Annotated in this window: 14 protein-coding genes and 1 tRNA gene; 12 read left to right on the forward strand and 3 right to left on the reverse strand. The window is 72.3% G+C overall.

From position 1 onward, the window contains the following. Positions 1 to 76 precede the first annotated feature (76 nt). The 6 genes from B2363_RS14655 to B2363_RS14680 all read left to right on the forward strand — a co-directional run bounded on the left by B2363_RS14655 (position 77) and on the right by B2363_RS14680 (position 6859). On the forward strand, positions 77 to 1249 hold the full coding sequence (locus B2363_RS14655; RefSeq protein ID WP_286931056.1) for an efflux RND transporter periplasmic adaptor subunit: 1173 nt from the start codon (positions 77 to 79) through the stop codon (positions 1247 to 1249). Further along, complete coding sequence (locus B2363_RS14660; protein ID WP_286931058.1) at positions 1246 to 1938, forward strand: ABC transporter ATP-binding protein; 693 nt, start codon at positions 1246 to 1248, stop codon at positions 1936 to 1938. The genes B2363_RS14655 and B2363_RS14660 overlap by 4 nt, the downstream gene beginning before the upstream one ends. After that, a complete protein-coding gene (locus tag B2363_RS14665; RefSeq protein ID WP_286931060.1) occupies positions 1935 to 3161 on the forward strand; it encodes an ABC transporter permease in 1227 nt (408 codons plus the stop codon). Before B2363_RS14660 ends, B2363_RS14665 begins: the two co-directional genes overlap by 4 nt. Before the next feature lie 8 nt (positions 3162 to 3169). After that, positions 3170 to 4021 (forward strand): DUF5666 domain-containing protein, encoded by an 852-nt coding sequence (locus tag B2363_RS14670; RefSeq protein ID WP_286931061.1) that lies wholly within the window; start codon positions 3170 to 3172, stop codon positions 4019 to 4021. Continuing rightward, complete coding sequence (locus B2363_RS14675) at positions 4018 to 5733, forward strand: biotin/lipoyl-binding protein (protein ID WP_286931063.1); 1716 nt, start codon at positions 4018 to 4020, stop codon at positions 5731 to 5733. The genes B2363_RS14670 and B2363_RS14675 overlap by 4 nt, the downstream gene beginning before the upstream one ends. A gap of 106 nt (positions 5734 to 5839) precedes the next feature. Then, a complete protein-coding gene (locus tag B2363_RS14680; protein WP_286931065.1) occupies positions 5840 to 6859 on the forward strand; it encodes an NADP-dependent oxidoreductase in 1020 nt (339 codons plus the stop codon). 57 nt (positions 6860 to 6916) lie between these two features. Here B2363_RS14680 and B2363_RS14685 read toward each other — a convergent pair. Both B2363_RS14685 and B2363_RS14690 read right to left on the reverse strand, forming a co-directional pair. Continuing rightward, a tRNA-Lys gene (locus B2363_RS14685) sits at positions 6917 to 6992 on the reverse strand. Between the two features lie 47 nt (positions 6993 to 7039). Next, positions 7040 to 8512 (reverse strand): polysaccharide pyruvyl transferase family protein, encoded by a 1473-nt coding sequence (locus tag B2363_RS14690; protein ID WP_286931066.1) that lies wholly within the window; start codon positions 8510 to 8512, stop codon positions 7040 to 7042. A 142-nt stretch (positions 8513 to 8654) separates the two neighbouring features. Between B2363_RS14690 and B2363_RS14695 the strand changes: the two genes are divergently transcribed. The 4 genes from B2363_RS14695 (at position 8655) to B2363_RS14710 (ending at position 11631) form a co-directional block, all read left to right on the forward strand. Continuing rightward, positions 8655 to 9512, forward strand: a complete 858-nt coding sequence (locus B2363_RS14695) for a Rossmann-like and DUF2520 domain-containing protein (RefSeq protein WP_286931067.1) — start codon at positions 8655 to 8657, stop codon at positions 9510 to 9512. Next, complete coding sequence (panC, locus tag B2363_RS14700) at positions 9512 to 10357, forward strand: pantoate--beta-alanine ligase (RefSeq protein ID WP_286931068.1); 846 nt, start codon at positions 9512 to 9514, stop codon at positions 10355 to 10357. The genes B2363_RS14695 and panC overlap by 1 nt, the downstream gene beginning before the upstream one ends. Before the next feature lie 4 nt (positions 10358 to 10361). Further along, positions 10362 to 10778 (forward strand): aspartate 1-decarboxylase, encoded by a 417-nt coding sequence (gene panD / locus B2363_RS14705; protein WP_181753019.1) that lies wholly within the window; start codon positions 10362 to 10364, stop codon positions 10776 to 10778. A 76-nt stretch (positions 10779 to 10854) separates the two neighbouring features. Then, entirely contained in the window at positions 10855 to 11631 is a 777-nt protein-coding gene (locus B2363_RS14710) for a type III pantothenate kinase (protein WP_286931069.1), read from the forward strand. Positions 11632 to 11633: 2 nt separating this feature from the next. Here the strand turns inward: B2363_RS14710 and B2363_RS14715 are convergent, their stop codons facing one another. Continuing rightward, positions 11634 to 12359, reverse strand: a complete 726-nt coding sequence (locus B2363_RS14715) for a glycerophosphodiester phosphodiesterase (RefSeq protein ID WP_286931070.1) — start codon at positions 12357 to 12359, stop codon at positions 11634 to 11636. A 129-nt stretch (positions 12360 to 12488) separates the two neighbouring features. On the opposite strand from B2363_RS14715, the gene B2363_RS14720 reads away from it, so the two are divergent. Both B2363_RS14720 and lysS read left to right on the forward strand, forming a co-directional pair. Further along, a complete protein-coding gene (locus tag B2363_RS14720) occupies positions 12489 to 13070 on the forward strand; it encodes a 1-acyl-sn-glycerol-3-phosphate acyltransferase (RefSeq protein ID WP_181753009.1) in 582 nt (193 codons plus the stop codon). A gap of 191 nt (positions 13071 to 13261) precedes the next feature. After that, the gene (gene lysS, locus B2363_RS14725; RefSeq protein WP_286931542.1) at positions 13262 to 14719 is read left to right on the forward strand and encodes a lysine--tRNA ligase; all 1458 of its coding nucleotides are present in this window, start codon (positions 13262 to 13264) and stop codon (positions 14717 to 14719) included. Positions 14720 to 14754 lie beyond the last annotated feature (35 nt).

Below are 14754 nucleotides of genomic sequence, written 5' to 3' on the forward strand. Positions count from 1 at the left end.
CTCGTCACAGGCGGGTGGAAGCGACGTCACATCTCGGCCGTCCACGGTGGTGCTCGACACCGACACGGAGGACTGCATGGGAACGATCGCGAGAGTGCTGGGAACCCGCCGCCGGCGGCTGATGGCGGTGAGCGTCGTCGTGGTGGTCGCGGCAGCGGCTTGGTACGTCGGACGCTCGGACGCCGACGGGGCGACCGGCACGACCGCGACCGCCGAAGCGACCGTCTCGACCGTGCAGGACACCGTGACCGGGTCAGGCACCCTCGCCGCGCGCCGCTCCTCCACGCTGACGTTCGGGTCGGCCGGGAGCGTCACGAAGGTCGCGGTCGCCGAGGGCGACACGGTCCGCCGGGGCGAGGTGCTCGCGTCGATCGACACGTCGGCGCTGGAGGCGGCACTGGCCTCGGCGCAGGCCCAGTTGACGGCGGCTGAGACGACTGCCGCGAACGACGGCAGCGAGACCTCGGCCCAGCAGGCCGCGAACGCGGCGCGGGTGGACAGCACGACGGCCGACGTCGCCGAGGCGCAGGACGCACTGGACGCGGCGACGCTGACGGCTCCCTTCTCGGGCCTGGTCGCCTCGGTCGGCTACGAGAAGGGCGACCGGGTGGGTTCGTCCGGTGGCGGTTCCGCCTCGGGCGCGACAGACGCGGCCACGACCTCCGCCGACACCTCGGGCATCACCGTGATCACGCCGCGGCGCTTCGTCCTGACCGCCGACGTCTCGGCCAGCGATGTCGAGCGCATCACGAAGGGCATGCAGGCCGAGATCACCCCGACGGGCGCGACCGAACCGGTCTTCGGCACGGTGCAGAGCGTGGGCCGGGTCGCCCAGACCGGCACCGACGGCACGGCGACGTTCCCCGTCACGATCGCGCTGACGGGCGAGCAGGAGGACCTCTACGCGGGAACCTCGGCCGACGTCTCGATCATCGTGGAGTCCCGCGACGACGTCCTGACCGTCCCGACCGCCGCGGTCACCACCGAGGGCGACACGACGTACGTCACGAAGGTGGCCGACGGCACGGCGACCAGGAGCGAGGTCGAGATCGGCGACACCTTCGGCATGACCACCGAGATCGTCTCCGGGCTCAGTGAGGGCGACACCGTCCGGTACGAGCAGACGACCCGCCGGCCTGGCGGCGGTAGCGCAGGCCAGGGCGGGATGCCCGGCGGCGGCACCGGGGGCTTCCCCGGTGGCGGGATGCCCGGCGGCGCTGCCCCGGCCATGCCGGGAGGCGACCAGTGAGCGCGCTGCTCTCCTTGCGCGACGTGCGCAAGGTGTACGCCACTGGCGCTCTCGAGGTGGCCGCGTTGGACGGCGTGACGCTCGACATCGAGGAGGGGGAGTACGTCGCGATCGTCGGGCCATCCGGCTCGGGCAAGTCGACGCTCATGAACATCCTCGGCTGTCTCGACGTGCCCACCCACGGGTCCTACCGGCTCGCCGGCGAGGACGTCTCTACGCTGGACGAGGTCCGCCTGGCGGACGTCCGCAACCGCCTCATCGGCTTCGTGTTCCAGCAGTTCAACCTGCTGTCGAGCCTGCCCGCGTGGCGCAACGTGGAGCTTCCGCTCGTCTATGCCGGGGTCGGCCGCGACGAGCGCCGCGAGCGCTCGGTCGCCGCGCTGGCCCGCGTCGGGCTGGGCGACCGCGCCGACCACCGCCCGGGCGAGCTCTCCGGCGGCCAGCAGCAACGCGTCGCCGTGGCGCGGGCGCTGGTGACCGACCCGGCGATGGTGCTGGCTGACGAGCCCACGGGCAACCTCGACTCGAGGTCCACGGCGGACGTCCTGGCGCTCCTCGACGAGCTGTCGGGAATGGGCCGCACGATCGTCCTCATCACGCACGAGCACGACGTGGCCGAGCGCGCCGACCGTCAGGTCGTCGTGCGGGACGGCCGCGTGGTCGAGTCCTCGGTCCGGAGCCTCGCATGAACTGGGCCGAGACGTTCCGCACCGGCCTCGAGGCGGTCCGCGCCCACGCCCTGCGATCGGCGCTGACGATGCTCGGCATCATCATCGGCGTCTCGTCGGTGATCCTGACCGTCGGCCTGGGCCAGGGGGCGCAGGACGAGGTCGCCGAGCAGATCGACTCGCTCGGCAGCAACCTGCTGGTGGTCGCGCCCGGCAGCTCCACCAGCGAGGGGCAGCGGGGCGGCTTCGGGTCGGCGACGACGCTGACGCTCTCCGACGCGGTCGCGATCGCCGACGAGACGGTCGTGCCCGACGTCCGGGCCGTGGCGCCCGCCACCTCCTCGTCGGTGTCTCTCGTCAACGGCACGACCAACTGGACGACCTCGCTGGTGGGCACGACGCCGTCGTGGGCGTCGGTGCGCAACCGCGAGATCGCGTCCGGCCGCTTCTTCACCGCGGCCGAGGCGGAGTCCGGCGCCAAAGTCATGGTCATCGGGCCCGACACGGCCACCGAGCTCTTCGCCGTCGGGTCGCCCGTCGGCCAGAAGGTGACGGTCAACGGGTCGGCGTTCACCGTGATCGGGGTGCTGGAGTCTTCGGGCGGCTCCTCCTCCGAGACGAGCCAGGACGACACCGCGGTGGTGCCCCTGGCGGCCGCCGCCGCCGCGACCGGATCCACCGGCACGACGCTCTCCTCGGTCTACGTGGAGGCCGCGTCCGCGGACCGGCTCTCCGCGGCCTACCAGGAGATCGAGGCGCTGATGACGAACCTGCACGGCATCACCGGCGACGACGAGGCCGACTTCACGATCACGAGCCAGGCGGCACTGCTGGAGACGGCGAACTCGACGAATCGGACCCTGACGGTCCTGCTCGGCGGCGTCGCGGCCATCTCGCTGCTCGTCGGCGGCATCGGCGTCATGAACATCATGCTCGTCTCGGTGACCGAGCGGATCCGCGAGATCGGCCTGCGCAAGGCCCTGGGCGCGACGCCGTCGGTGATCGGTCGCCAGTTCCTCGTCGAGGCTTCCATCCTCGGCCTCGCGGGCGGCCTCGCCGGCGTCGCCCTGGGCCTGGTCGGCGCGTGGGTCCTGCCTCCGTTGATCGACCAGCCCGTGTCCGTCTCCGCGGTCGCCACGGCGCTGGCGCTCGCGACCTCCCTGGCCCTCGGCCTCGGCTTCGGGGTCTACCCCGCCAGCCGCGCCGCCCGGCTCACCCCCATCGAAGCCCTCCGCAGCGAATGAACCCCACCATGACTGGAGCAACCATGAAGCGCACCTTCGCCCTGACCGCCACCGCCCTGACCCTCGCATTCTCCGTCGCAGCCTGCGGCGGGGCCGCGTCCGACACGCAGGCGGCCTCGTCCGAGCAGCAGCAGTCCCAGCAGGAGGGGGGCGGTGGCCGTCCTGGTGGCCAGCCCGGATCGGGGAAGGTCGCCGCCGTCGACGGCTCGACCGCCCAGGTCCAGGGCTCCTCCAGCCAGACCGCCGTCACCTGGACGGACTCGACGACGTTCACGCGTCAGGTGAGCGGGTCCCTCGAGGACGTCACGAAGGGCTCGTGCGTCGTCGTGACGGGCGGGGGATCGAGCGACGCGGTGACCGCGACGTCGGTCCGGGTCACGCAGCAGGCCGACGGCGAGTGTGCCGACGGCTTCGGAAGCGGCGGCCCCGGGGGCGGCGAGCGACCGACCGACCGGCCCAGCGGTGCCCCCGAGGGGCAGGAGCCGCCGTCGGCACCGCAGGGTGAGCGCCCCGGTGGCGCAAAGGGCGGCGGCATGACGGCCGGCGAGGTCACCGCGGTCTCCGGTAGCGGGTTCACGGTCGCGTCGAGCACGCCCGGGTCCGACGAGACCAGCGACGTGAAGGTCACCGTCGGCGACGACACGACTTACACGACCACGGCGAAGGCCGACGCCGATGACGTGAAGGTCGGCGTGTGCCTCCAGACCCGGGGCGAGACCGACTCGACCGGAGCCGTGAAGGCGACCTCGATCCAGATCAGCACGGCCGCCGACGGCAAGTGCGTGACGCGCGGCTCCGGCCGGCGCGACGACGCGCCTGCTGACGACTCGACGCAGCAGGACGAGGGCGAGGCGGCGTGATCCACGTCAGCAGGCGCCTGGGCGTCGCCGCGGTCGCGGCCGCCACGGTCGTGGGCGTGGGGCTGTTCGCTGCCTCCTCGACCGCAGGGGAGGACCGCTACCGGACCGTCGCGGCCACGCGCGGCGACGTCGAGCAGATCGTGTCGTACGACGGCACGATCGCCGCGTCGCAGCGGTCCGATCCCGTGTTCGCGACCGACGGCACGGTGAGGAAGGTGGCGGTGGAGGTCGGCGACGAGGTCGAGGCGGGCGACGTGCTCGCCACGCTCGACGCGAGCGACCTGAAGGCGGCCGTCATCGAAACGCGGGCCGACCTGGCCGACGCCGAGGCCTACCTGGACGACGTCGAGGACGGCCAGATCGACACGGTCGCCCGGGCATCCGGCGGTGGCGGGAGCGCGACGGAGTCGTCGGCCACGGACGCCGGCACGGTGACCCTGGCGCTCTACACGGAGTCGTCCTCGTCGCCCATGACCTTCGCCTCGACCAGCGACAGGCTGAAGGACGCGCTCGCCGAGCTGGCCGCTGAGCAGGAGACGGTGAAGTCGGCCCGGAGCGCCGCCACCGATGCCATCACCGCGGCGAAGGCAGCGCTCGCGGCGCAGCAGGCCGCCTGCGAGGAGGACGACCCCGCCACCGCGACGGCGATCTCGCAGGAGTGCCGGGATGCGCTCACCGCCGTGCAGGAGGCGCAGGACGTCGTCGCGGAGCAACAGGATGCGCTGCAGTCCGCGCTGGAGGCCCTCGGCTCGACCTTGGGTGACGCCGTGAAGCAACTGGAGAAGGACGCCGGCTCGGCCGATGCCTCCGGAGGCAGCGCTGACACGAAGGATGAGACGAAGGAGCAGGACTCCGGGAAGGCCGCGGGCCAGGACCGGGACTCCGGCGGCACCACCTCCCAGACGCCGGGTCAGGGCGCCCAGCCCGACGCGGGGAGCTCAGGCCCCGGCTCCGGGGCGGGGAGCTCGTCGGGCACCACCGCGACCGCCGCGGACCTCGCCTCGGCGCAGGCCGATGTCGACACGGCCGAGGCCGCGCTGACCTCCGCCAAGACCGACCTCGCGGCGGCGACCCTGACCGCCCCGTTCGACGGCACGGTCATGTCCGTCGGCATCGCTGCCGGTGACGAGGTCTCCACGTCGGACGCCGCTCTCGTACTGATCGGCGAGGGCGACACCACGGCGACCGTTAGCGTTCCCGTCGACGACCTCGCCGCGATCGAGGTCGGGCAGGCCGCCACCGTCACGCCAGGATCGGCCACCGCCGCGCGCGGCACGGTCTCGGCCGTCGGCCTGGTGCCGGAGGCGTCGGACGAGCAGGCGTCCGCGACCACGTACAGCGTCACGGTCACGCTCGACGACGACCTCGCGGCGCCCGAGGGCTCGGCGGCAGTCGTCGCGATCGTCACGGGGACGGCGTCGGACGTCGTCACCGTGCCTGCCTCGGCGGTGACCCGCCGGACGGCGACCCAGGGCAGCGTCCTGGTGCTGGCCGACGGCGAGGTCGAGCGGCGGCAGGTCACGCTGGGGACGATGGGGGCCACCTCCGCCGCCGTCACCGAGGGTGTCGACAAGGGCGAGCAGGTGGTGGTCGCGGATCTCGAGGCCGCGCTCCCGAGCAGTGACGAGGCGAGCACCCGATCGCTCACGGGCGGCGGGCGTGGAGGCCCACCGTCGGGAGGAGGGATGGGCGGCGGTCGCCCGCCCGGCTGAGGGCACGCGTCGGGGTGGGTCCCTACGATGGCCGGAGCCGGGTGGACCGCGTCGACGCGAGCCCGGACCAGCGCCGCACAGCGGCGACCCGAACGGGAGGACGAGCATGACCACCACGACCCGCGAGATCCATCTGGCCCAGCGCCCCACCGGCCTGCCGGGAGCCGAGACCTACCGGTTCGTCGAGCGCGAGCTGCGCGACCTGCGCGACGGCGACGTGCTGGTGGAGAACATCGTGCTCACCGTCGACCCGTACATGCGCCCCCGCATGAACGACGTGAAGTCCTACGTCCCGCCGTTCAAGCTCGACCACCCGCTCGACGGCGGGGCCATCGGCGTCGTCGTCGAGTCGCGCTCCGACGCGCTGCCCGTCGGCAGCATCGTGCGCCACGGCCTGGGCTGGCGTGAGCACGCCGTGCTGGCCGACCAGTACGCGACGAAGGTCGAGCTCAACGGCCTCCCGTCCTCCTACTTCCTGGGCGTGCTGGGGATGCCCGGCATGACCGCCTACGCGGGCCTGTTCGACGTCGCGGCGTTCCAGCCCGGCGACTCGGTATTCGTGTCGGCCGCGGCCGGCGCCGTGGGCAGCCTCGTCGGCCAGTTCGCCCGCCTCGCCGGGGCCGACCGCGTGGTCGGCAGCGCCGGCTCGGCCGAGAAGGTCGCGCTGCTGGTGGACGAGCTGAAGTTCGACGCCGGCATCAACTACCGCGAGGGCGACGTGATGGGCCAGGTCGGGGCGGCGTTCCCCGACGGCTTCGACGTCTACTTCGACAACGTGGGCGGCGACCACCTGGAGGCGGCGCTCGAGCACATCAACGAGCGGGGCCGGATGGCGCTGTGCGGCTCGATCTCGGGCTACAACGACCCGAACGCCAGCGGTCCGCGCAACATGTTCAAGGCCGTGGGCAAGCGCCTCACGCTGCGCGGCTTCATCGTGAGCGACCACGAGAGCCTGCGTCCCGAGTTCGAGCAGAAGGTGGGCCAGTGGCTGCGCGACGGCGACCTCGCCTACCGCGAGACCACGTGGAACGGCCTGGACGCCATGCCCGACGCCTTCGCGGGCCTGCTCACCGGCGCCAACACCGGCAAGGCGATCGTGCGCCTGCGCGAGGACCCGACCGCCTGAGCGTCGCGCCACTCGGTGGCGTGGTTCGTCATGTCGTGAGGGCGGGGAGGGGTGCGGTGGTGGGCCCCGTGGGACTCGAACCCACAACCCGCGGATTAAAAGTCCGCTGCTCTGCCAATTGAGCTAGAGGCCCGCGCCGGTGGCGCAGGGAACCAGTGTGCCAGCCGGTACGGGGCTGGCTCAGCCCCGGCGCAGCATCGCGCGCACCTTGCGCACGAGCCGGACGACGAGTCCGCCGGGCGTGACGCGCTCGATGCGGTCGATCCGCGTCGTCAGCTCGTCGATGCGCTGCTGCTGGCTCCTGAGCTTCGCGGCGCGTTGCTCGGCCAGGCGGGCGTGGCGAGAGCCGGCGCCCTGGTAGGTGGGCGTGTTGAAGGGGTACTCGTAGCGCTTCGGGTGCCGCGTGAGGTCGATGACCATGGCGTGCCGCAGCCACTCGAGCCGCGCGGCCACCTCGGACAGGTCGGGCGCCGCCAGGGTGTGCACCCCGGGCGGGAGCGAGGCCTGCGCCAGTCGCTCGTCGAACTGCGCGCCGTCGCGGCCGTCCTGCCAGCGGTGCTCGAGGCCGTTGCGCTCGAGGAAGGCGGTGTAGCGACCGAACCGCTCGGGCATGGCGGCGTGGAACGGCGCGAGGTCGGTGGCCTCGGCGAGGTCCTCCACGCGGATCGGCTCGTCGAAGTGCGGCTGGAGCCGGTGCGGCATGCGGTGGTACTCGGCCAGCTCGAGCGTGCGCGAGTCGTGCGCCAGCATGAGGGCGGGCGTGCCGGCCAGCAGCGCCGCGACGTTCCCGTGGAAGCGCGTGCCGTAGACGAAGTCCTGCTGGGCGAGGAAGTCGTACCAGGTCCAGGTGTCGACGAAGAGCCGCATGCGGTCCTGCTGGTACAGCGGGTGCCGCAGGTGCGTGGGCACCAGCGGATCGGTGACATGGGGGTGCGGGACGCCCCACAGCAGCAGCCGCAGGTCGTGCTGGTCCTGGCCGACGTAGGTGAGATTCGGGTGCCGCGCGGCCTGCTCGGTGGCGAACGCGCCGATCCCCGGCACCTCCGGCGTCAGGTTCAGCCCGAGACTCGCGTCGACGTCCACGGTGCCGGGCTCGCGCACGCGCAGGTCGGGGCCCTGCAGGAACAGCGACGGGCAGCCGATGACGTCGATCGCGTCGCCGGGGAAGCCGAGGTCGACGAGGAAGTCGCGGGTGAACTCACCGCGCACGCCGATCGAGGGGGAGCGCTCCAGCACGGCCGCCACGAAGCGACGGCTCACGTCGCGGACGCCCGCGAGGGCGTCGAACGAGCGGTCGGCCGGGGCCTGCGCGCCGATGCCGATGACGGTGGTGGGGATCGTCAGCTGCTCGATCAGCGCGGCCAGGTGGTCGAGCTTCTCCGCGAAGTCGGCGCGGAACGAGTTCGCCATCGGCACGACGAAGTGGTCGAACTCCTCGTTGATGCGGGCGGCGTCCTCGGCGGAGGCGACGCGACGCTCGCTCAGCGTGGAGTTCGCGACCAGCTCGTGCGGTGCCACGTCGAGGGCCTTCCACACCGAGTGCTGGAACAGGAAGTTCCCGCTGTTGGAGTTGAAGACGTCCTGCGTCAGCGTCGTCTCGGGTACGACTGCCGTGAACGGGTCCTTGCCCGCGCGGATCAGGATCCGAGCCATGGCGTCAGTGTGGCAGAGCGGACCGCGCGCGCGTGCGTGTGACCCTCGTCACCTCATCTCCCGTCCGCGGGTGCGGCGACGTAGACTGACGACGTCACTTTGTCTGGTACCCGCTCCGGGACTGGAACGAAAGGCAACACACATGTCGCACCCTCGCGTGGGTGTGGTCGGCGCCGGCCGTGTCGGTGCTGTCCTCGCCGCCCGGCTCCAGCGAGCCGGCCACCACATCGTCGGCGTCAGCGGACGCTCGGACGCCTCGCACCTGCGCGTCCAGACGCTGCTCGCGGACATCCCCGTGCTCGACCGCGCCGAGGTCGTCCGCCGGGCCGAGATCGTCATCCTCGCGGTGCCCGACGACGCGCTGGCCGACGTCGTCGCCGAGCTCGCGCCCTTCGCCGGTCCTGGCCGGCTCTTCGCGCACACCAGCGGCCGCCACGGGCTGGCCGTCCTCGCGCCGTTCGTCCAGGCCGGCGCCCGCGCGATCGCCATGCACCCCGCGATGACGTTCACCGGCACCGAGGTCGACATCGACCGCGGCTGCGTCTTCGGCGTCACCGCCGAGCCCGCCGACCGCGACGTCGCCGAGACCCTCGTCGCCGACCTCGGCGGCTCGGTCATGTGGGTCGAGGAGGCCGACCGCGCCACCTACCACGCGTCGCTGGCCCACGGCGCCAACCACCTGACCACGATCGTCACCCAGGCGATGGACCTGCTGCGCGAGATCGGGGCCGACGACCCGGCCGCCGTGCTGCGCCCGTTGCTGGCCGCCGCGCTCGACAACACGCTGGCCTACGGCGATGCCGCGCTCACCGGCCCCGTCGCCCGTGGCGACGTCGACACGGTGCGCGCCCACGTCGCGCACCTGCACGACCCGTCCGTGCGGCGCACCTACGCCGCGCTGGCCACCGCCACCGCCGATCGCGCCGAGTCCACCGGCCGCATCGACACCGACACGGCCGACGCCGTCCGCACCGCCGTGATCCGCGAGAAGGTCCGCTGATGCCACGCGTCGTCCGCACCGCGGCCGAGCTGCGCGCCGCCACGTCCGGCACCGTCGCCCTCGTGCCCACGATGGGCGCGCTGCACGACGGCCACCAGAGCCTGATGCAGCACGCGCGGCCGCTGGCCGAGACCCTCGTCGTGTCGATCTTCGTCAACCCCACGCAGTTCGCGCCGGGGGAGGACCTCGACGCCTACCCGCGCACCTTCGATGCCGACCTCGAGCGCTGCGACGCCGCCGGCGTGGACGTGGTCTTCGCGCCCACCGTCGACGAGATGTACCCGCACGGGCTCGACGGCACGATCATGGTCGACCCCGGTCCGCTCGCGTCGATCCTCGAGGGGGCCGAGCGGCCCACCCACTTCCGCGGGGTGCTCACCGTCGTCGCGAAGCTGTTCGGCCTCGTCCGCCCCGACGTGGCCGTGTTCGGCGAGAAGGATTACCAGCAGCTCACCCTGATCCGGCTGATGGCGCAGGAGCTGTGCCTGGGCGTCGACGTCGTCGGCTGCCCCACCGTCCGCGAGGCCGACGGCCTGGCGATGAGCTCGCGCAACCGCTACCTGACCGCGTCCGAGCGTGAGCGTGCCGCCGCCATCTCGGCCGCGCTCCGTGCCGGCGTCGACGCCGGACCCGACGGCCCCGAGGCCGTCCTCCACGCTGCCGGGAAGGTGCTGGCCGACGCCGGCATCGACCCGGACTATCTCGTGCTCACCAGCCCCGACCTCGGACCGGCGGAGGCCGGCCGGGAGTCTCGCCTGCTGGTGGCCGCCCGGGTGGGCCGACCGCGCCTGCTCGACAACTGCGCGGTCCCTCTCGGGACCGACGCGAAGAACCGAGGGAAGTGACCCGATGCTGCGCACCATGATGAAGTCCAAGATCCACCGCGCCACCGTGACCCAGGCCGACCTGCACTACGTCGGCTCGGTCACCGTCGACGAGGACCTGCTCGACGCGTCCGACATCCTGCCCGGTGAGCTCGTGCACATCGTCGACGTCACCAACGGCGCCCGTCTCGAGACCTACACGATCGCCGGCCCCCGCGGCTCGGGCGTCATCGGGATCAACGGCGCCGCCGCGCACCTCGTGCACCCCGGTGACATCGTCATCCTCATCGCCTACGCGCAGGTCGACGACGCCGAGGCGCGCCGGCTCGAGCCCAGCGTCGTGTTCGTCGACGCCGACAACTCGATCGTCACGCTCGGCCACGACGCCGCCGAGGTCCCGGCCGACTCCGGCCTCAAGCGGGGCGACCTGGTTTCGGTATGAGCGAGCGCCAGCGAGTGACCGTGGGATCGGTCATTCCGGCGACCTCGTACCTTTGCTCTTCGACGAGGGCGCCGGTATGACGCTGCTGGCGATCGACGCGGGCAACGCCGAGACCAGCATCGGGCTGTTCGACGGCGACGAGCTGGTCGCCGACTTCGTCGTTGCCTCCGACGAGCGCCGCACCTCCGACGAGTGGTTCCTGGTGGTGGAGGGCTTCCTGCGCCGCTCGGGCCTGCCCGAGGTCGACGAGATCGCCATGTGCTGCACCGTGCCGGCGCTGCTGGTGGCGCTGCGGCGCACGTACCTGCGCTACTACGAGAACATTCCCGCGTGGGTCGTCGGGCCCGGCGTCAAGACCGGCGTGCCCATCCACACCGACAATCCCCGTGAGGTCGGCACCGACCGCATCGTCAACGCGCTCGCGGCGAAGGAGCTCTACGGCGGGCCCGCGATCGTCGTGGACCTCACCGGCACGGCCACCGTGGTTGACGCCATCGATGCCGAGGGCCGCTACCTCGGTGGCGCGATCGCGCCGGGCGTCGAGGTCTCGCTCGACGCGATCGTCCGCCGCAGCGCCCAGCTGCGCAGCGTCGAGATCACCACGCCGCGCGACGTCATCGGCAAGAACACCGTGGAGGCGCTGCAGTCCGGGATCGTCTTCGGCTTCGCCGGCCTCATCGACGCGATCGTCGAGCGGATGATCGAGTCCCTCGGCGAGGACCCCGACGACGTCTCGGTCATCGCCACCGGCAGCCACGCCGCCGTCGTGCTCACCGAGTGCGAGACGATCACCGCCCGCGACGCGAAGCTCACCCTCCAGGGCCTGCGCCTCGTCGCCGCCAAGAACCGCTGAGGTCAGACGAGCGCGGGGCGGGCCGCCGAGACGTCGTTCGTGGTGATCCCGTCCACGCCGAGGGCGGCGAGCCGCTCCACCTGGCGCGGGTCGTCCACCGTCCAGGCGGTGAGGGTGCCGCCACCGGCGTGCACGCGGTCGACCAGGGCGCGGTCGACGCGGCGCGCGCTCACGTGGAACTCGTCGAAGCGATCGATGTCGGCGGCGTTCGGACGGCCGCGGCTCACGAGGCCCACGGCGTGGTGCACGGGCAGGGCGGCCTCGGCGACGTCGCGGTCGAAGCTCATCAGCGTGACGCGGCTGTGTCCACCGAGCTCGTCGAGGACGGCACGGACGTAGGAGCGGGCGTCCACGGGCGCCGACTTCATCTCGACGACCAGCCGCACCTCGGTGCCGCGCAGCGCGTGCACGACGTCGCGCAGGGTGGGCACCGGCGTGCCGGCGAAGGCCGGCGACTTCCAGCTGCCGGCGTCGAGCTGCGCCAGCTCGGCCAGGGTGAATCTCTGCACCGACAGGCCGACCTTCGAGGTCTGGACGTGCCGGATGTTCGTCGTGCGCAGGGGCGAGCGGTCGTGCATCAGCACGATCGAGCCGTCCGCGGTGGGCTGGACGTCGAACTCGAGGGCGTCGGCCCCCAGGCGCACCGCTTCGCGGAGCGCAGGAATGGTGTTCTCGGGGTGCGTCGCGCTCTGGCCCCGGTGTGCGGTGATCCGCGGAGCTGTCGTCATGCCTCCACGGTGCCCCGCGCACCTGACCGTGAGATGAACGCAGGCTGTGGATCCGCCCAACGTCCGACGCCCGCCGCGGGGCGGTCGACCCGTCCGGCCGACCGCCCCGGGGCGCGCTAGCCTCCGGGGATGAGGATCTTGCGCCTGGTCGCCGACGTGTTCTGGACCGTCAGCCGGTGGAGCTTCCGGTCGGAGCCGGCACCGAAGGGTCCCACGATCCTGCTGGCGGGACCGCACACGTCGAACTGGGACTTCGTCCTCATGCTGGCCATCGCGTGGAAGTGCGGCTTCCGACCCCACTTCCTGGGCAAGAAGGAGCTCTTCCGCGGCCCCGCCGGTCCGTTCATGCGCGCGCTCGGCGGCATCGAGGTCGACCGCAAGAACCCGGCGGGCCTCATCGACGAGCTCATCGAGCACGCGCGGTCGGGCGACAACTTCCAGCTCGTCATCACCCCCGAGGGGACCCGCGGCAACGTCAAGCGCTGGAAGTCGGGCTTCTACCGGCTGGCTCGCGAGGCCGACCTGCCCGTCACGCTCGGCTACTGCGACCGCACCACCATGACCGCCGGCCTCGGCCCGACGTTCCGCCTCACGGGCGACGTCCGCGCCGACATGGACGTCATCCGGGCCTTCTTCGCCGACAAGGCCGGTGTCCGCCCCGAGCGCCGCGTCGAGCCGCGCCTCGCCGAGGAGGACCGCCCGGCCGAGTGATCGGGGCTGCTCCCGAGCCGCCGCCGCCCGACTTTTGTGACACGGTTCGGGCGAGATCGGACCAGGACGGCGAACGCCGTCACAAAAGTCGGGGCTGGGGCGGGGAGCGTCGGTGCGCGCGACGGCGCGGACTAGACTCGTGCCTCGTGACCGAGACGCCTGAGCTTCCCGAGGACGACCTGCCCGAGCAGATGCGGGTGCGCCGGGAGAAGCGCCAGCGGATGCTGGACGCCGGCGTCGATCCGTACCCACTGCTCGTCGACCGCACCCACACGATTCGCGAGATCGTCGAGTCGCACGACCCCGAGCAGCTCGGCCCCGACGCCCACACCGGCCTGACCGTCTCGATCACCGGCCGCGTCATCTTCCTGCGCAACACCGGCAAGCTGTGCTTCGTCCGCCTGCGCGAGGGCGACGGCAGCGAGGTTCAGGCGATGCTCTCCCTCGCCGAGGTGGGGGAGGAGTCGCTGGCCGACTTCAAGGCTCTCGTCGACCTGGGCGACCACCTGGGAGTCACCGGCGAAGTCATCACGAGCCGCCGTGGCGAGCTGTCGGTCATGGCCACGGCGTGGCGGATCGCGACCAAGACGCTGCGTCCGATGCCGGTCGAGCACAAGCCGCTCTCCGACGAGGCCCGCACCCGGATGCGCTACCTCGACCTCGTGGTCCGCGAGGAGGCCCGCCAGAACGTGCGCGTCAAGGCCGCCGTGCTGAAGTCGCTGCGCTCCACGCTGGACCGCCACGGGTACATCGAGGTCGAGACTCCCGTCCTGCAGCACACCAACGGCGGCGCGGCGGCGCGCCCGTTCCACACGCACCTCAACGCCTTCGACGAGCCGCAGCTGCTGCGCATCGCGCTGGAGCTGCACCTCAAGCGCTCCCTCGTCGGCGGCATCGACAAGGTCTACGAGATCGGCAAGACGTTCCGCAACGAGGGCGTCGACAACACCCACAACCCCGAGTTCATGATGCTCGAGGCGTACGAGGCCTACGGCTCCTACGACACGATGGCCGAGCTCGTGCAGGACCTGGTCGTGGACGCCGCGCGCGCCGTCGGCAAGACGGTCGTCACGGGTCGCGACGGCACCACGATCGACCTCGAGGCGCCCTGGCGCCGCGCCACCATCCACGAGCTCGTCGCCGAGGCCACCGGCGCGGCCATCGACGTGCACACCCCCGAGGAGCAGGTGCGCGAGGTCGCTCGCGACCACGGCGTCGCCCTGCAGGACGGCTGGGGCGCGGGCGAGGTCGTGCTCGAGCTCTTCGAGAAGCTCGTCGAGCACACCCTCATCCAGCCCACGTTCGTGTGCGACTACCCCGAGGCCGTGCGCCCGCTGGCGAAGAAGCACCGCACCACCCCCGGCCTGGTCGAGGCGTGGGACCTCATCATCAACGGCGTCGAGCTGGCGCCCGCGTACTCCGAGCTCAACGATCCCGTCATCCAGCGCGAGCGGCTCGAGGAGCAGGCCCGCCTCGCGGCGGCCGGCGACCCCGAGGCGATGGACGTCGACGAGGACTTCCTGCGGGCGCTCGAGTTCGGCATGCCGCCCGCCGGTGGCATCGGTCTCGGCGTCGACCGGCTCGTGATGCTGCTGCAGGGCATCGGCATCCGGGAGGCCATCCTCTTCCCGGTGCAGCGCCGCGAGTAGGTATCACCGGTCGCGCGACTGATCTCGTCATCGAC

The sequence above is a fragment of the Aeromicrobium sp. UBA7512 genome (genome assembly GCF_002476985.1).
Lineage (GTDB): Bacteria > Actinomycetota > Actinomycetes > Propionibacteriales > Nocardioidaceae > Aeromicrobium > Aeromicrobium phoceense.

Bases quoted from the DNA above. Each gene is read 5' to 3' on its own strand.
- B2363_RS14655 (WP_286931056.1), top strand. From the start codon at position 77: ATGGGAACGATCGCGAGAGTGCTGGGAACCCGCCGCCGGCGGCTGATG.
- B2363_RS14665 (WP_286931060.1), top strand. From the start codon at position 1,935: ATGAACTGGGCCGAGACGTTCCGCACCGGCCTCGAGGCGGTCCGCGCC.
- B2363_RS14670 (WP_286931061.1), top strand. From the start codon at position 3,170: ATGACTGGAGCAACCATGAAGCGCACCTTCGCCCTGACCGCCACCGCC.
- B2363_RS14680 (WP_286931065.1), top strand. From the start codon at position 5,840: ATGACCACCACGACCCGCGAGATCCATCTGGCCCAGCGCCCCACCGGC.
- B2363_RS14690 (WP_286931066.1), bottom strand. From the start codon at position 8,512: ATGGCTCGGATCCTGATCCGCGCGGGCAAGGACCCGTTCACGGCAGTC.
- B2363_RS14695 (WP_286931067.1), top strand. From the start codon at position 8,655: ATGTCGCACCCTCGCGTGGGTGTGGTCGGCGCCGGCCGTGTCGGTGCT.
- panC (WP_286931068.1), top strand. From the start codon at position 9,512: ATGCCACGCGTCGTCCGCACCGCGGCCGAGCTGCGCGCCGCCACGTCC.
- panD (WP_181753019.1), top strand. From the start codon at position 10,362: ATGCTGCGCACCATGATGAAGTCCAAGATCCACCGCGCCACCGTGACC.
- B2363_RS14710 (WP_286931069.1), top strand. From the start codon at position 10,855: ATGACGCTGCTGGCGATCGACGCGGGCAACGCCGAGACCAGCATCGGG.
- B2363_RS14715 (WP_286931070.1), bottom strand. From the start codon at position 12,359: ATGACGACAGCTCCGCGGATCACCGCACACCGGGGCCAGAGCGCGACG.
- B2363_RS14720 (WP_181753009.1), top strand. From the start codon at position 12,489: ATGAGGATCTTGCGCCTGGTCGCCGACGTGTTCTGGACCGTCAGCCGG.
- lysS (WP_286931542.1), top strand. From the start codon at position 13,262: ATGCGGGTGCGCCGGGAGAAGCGCCAGCGGATGCTGGACGCCGGCGTC.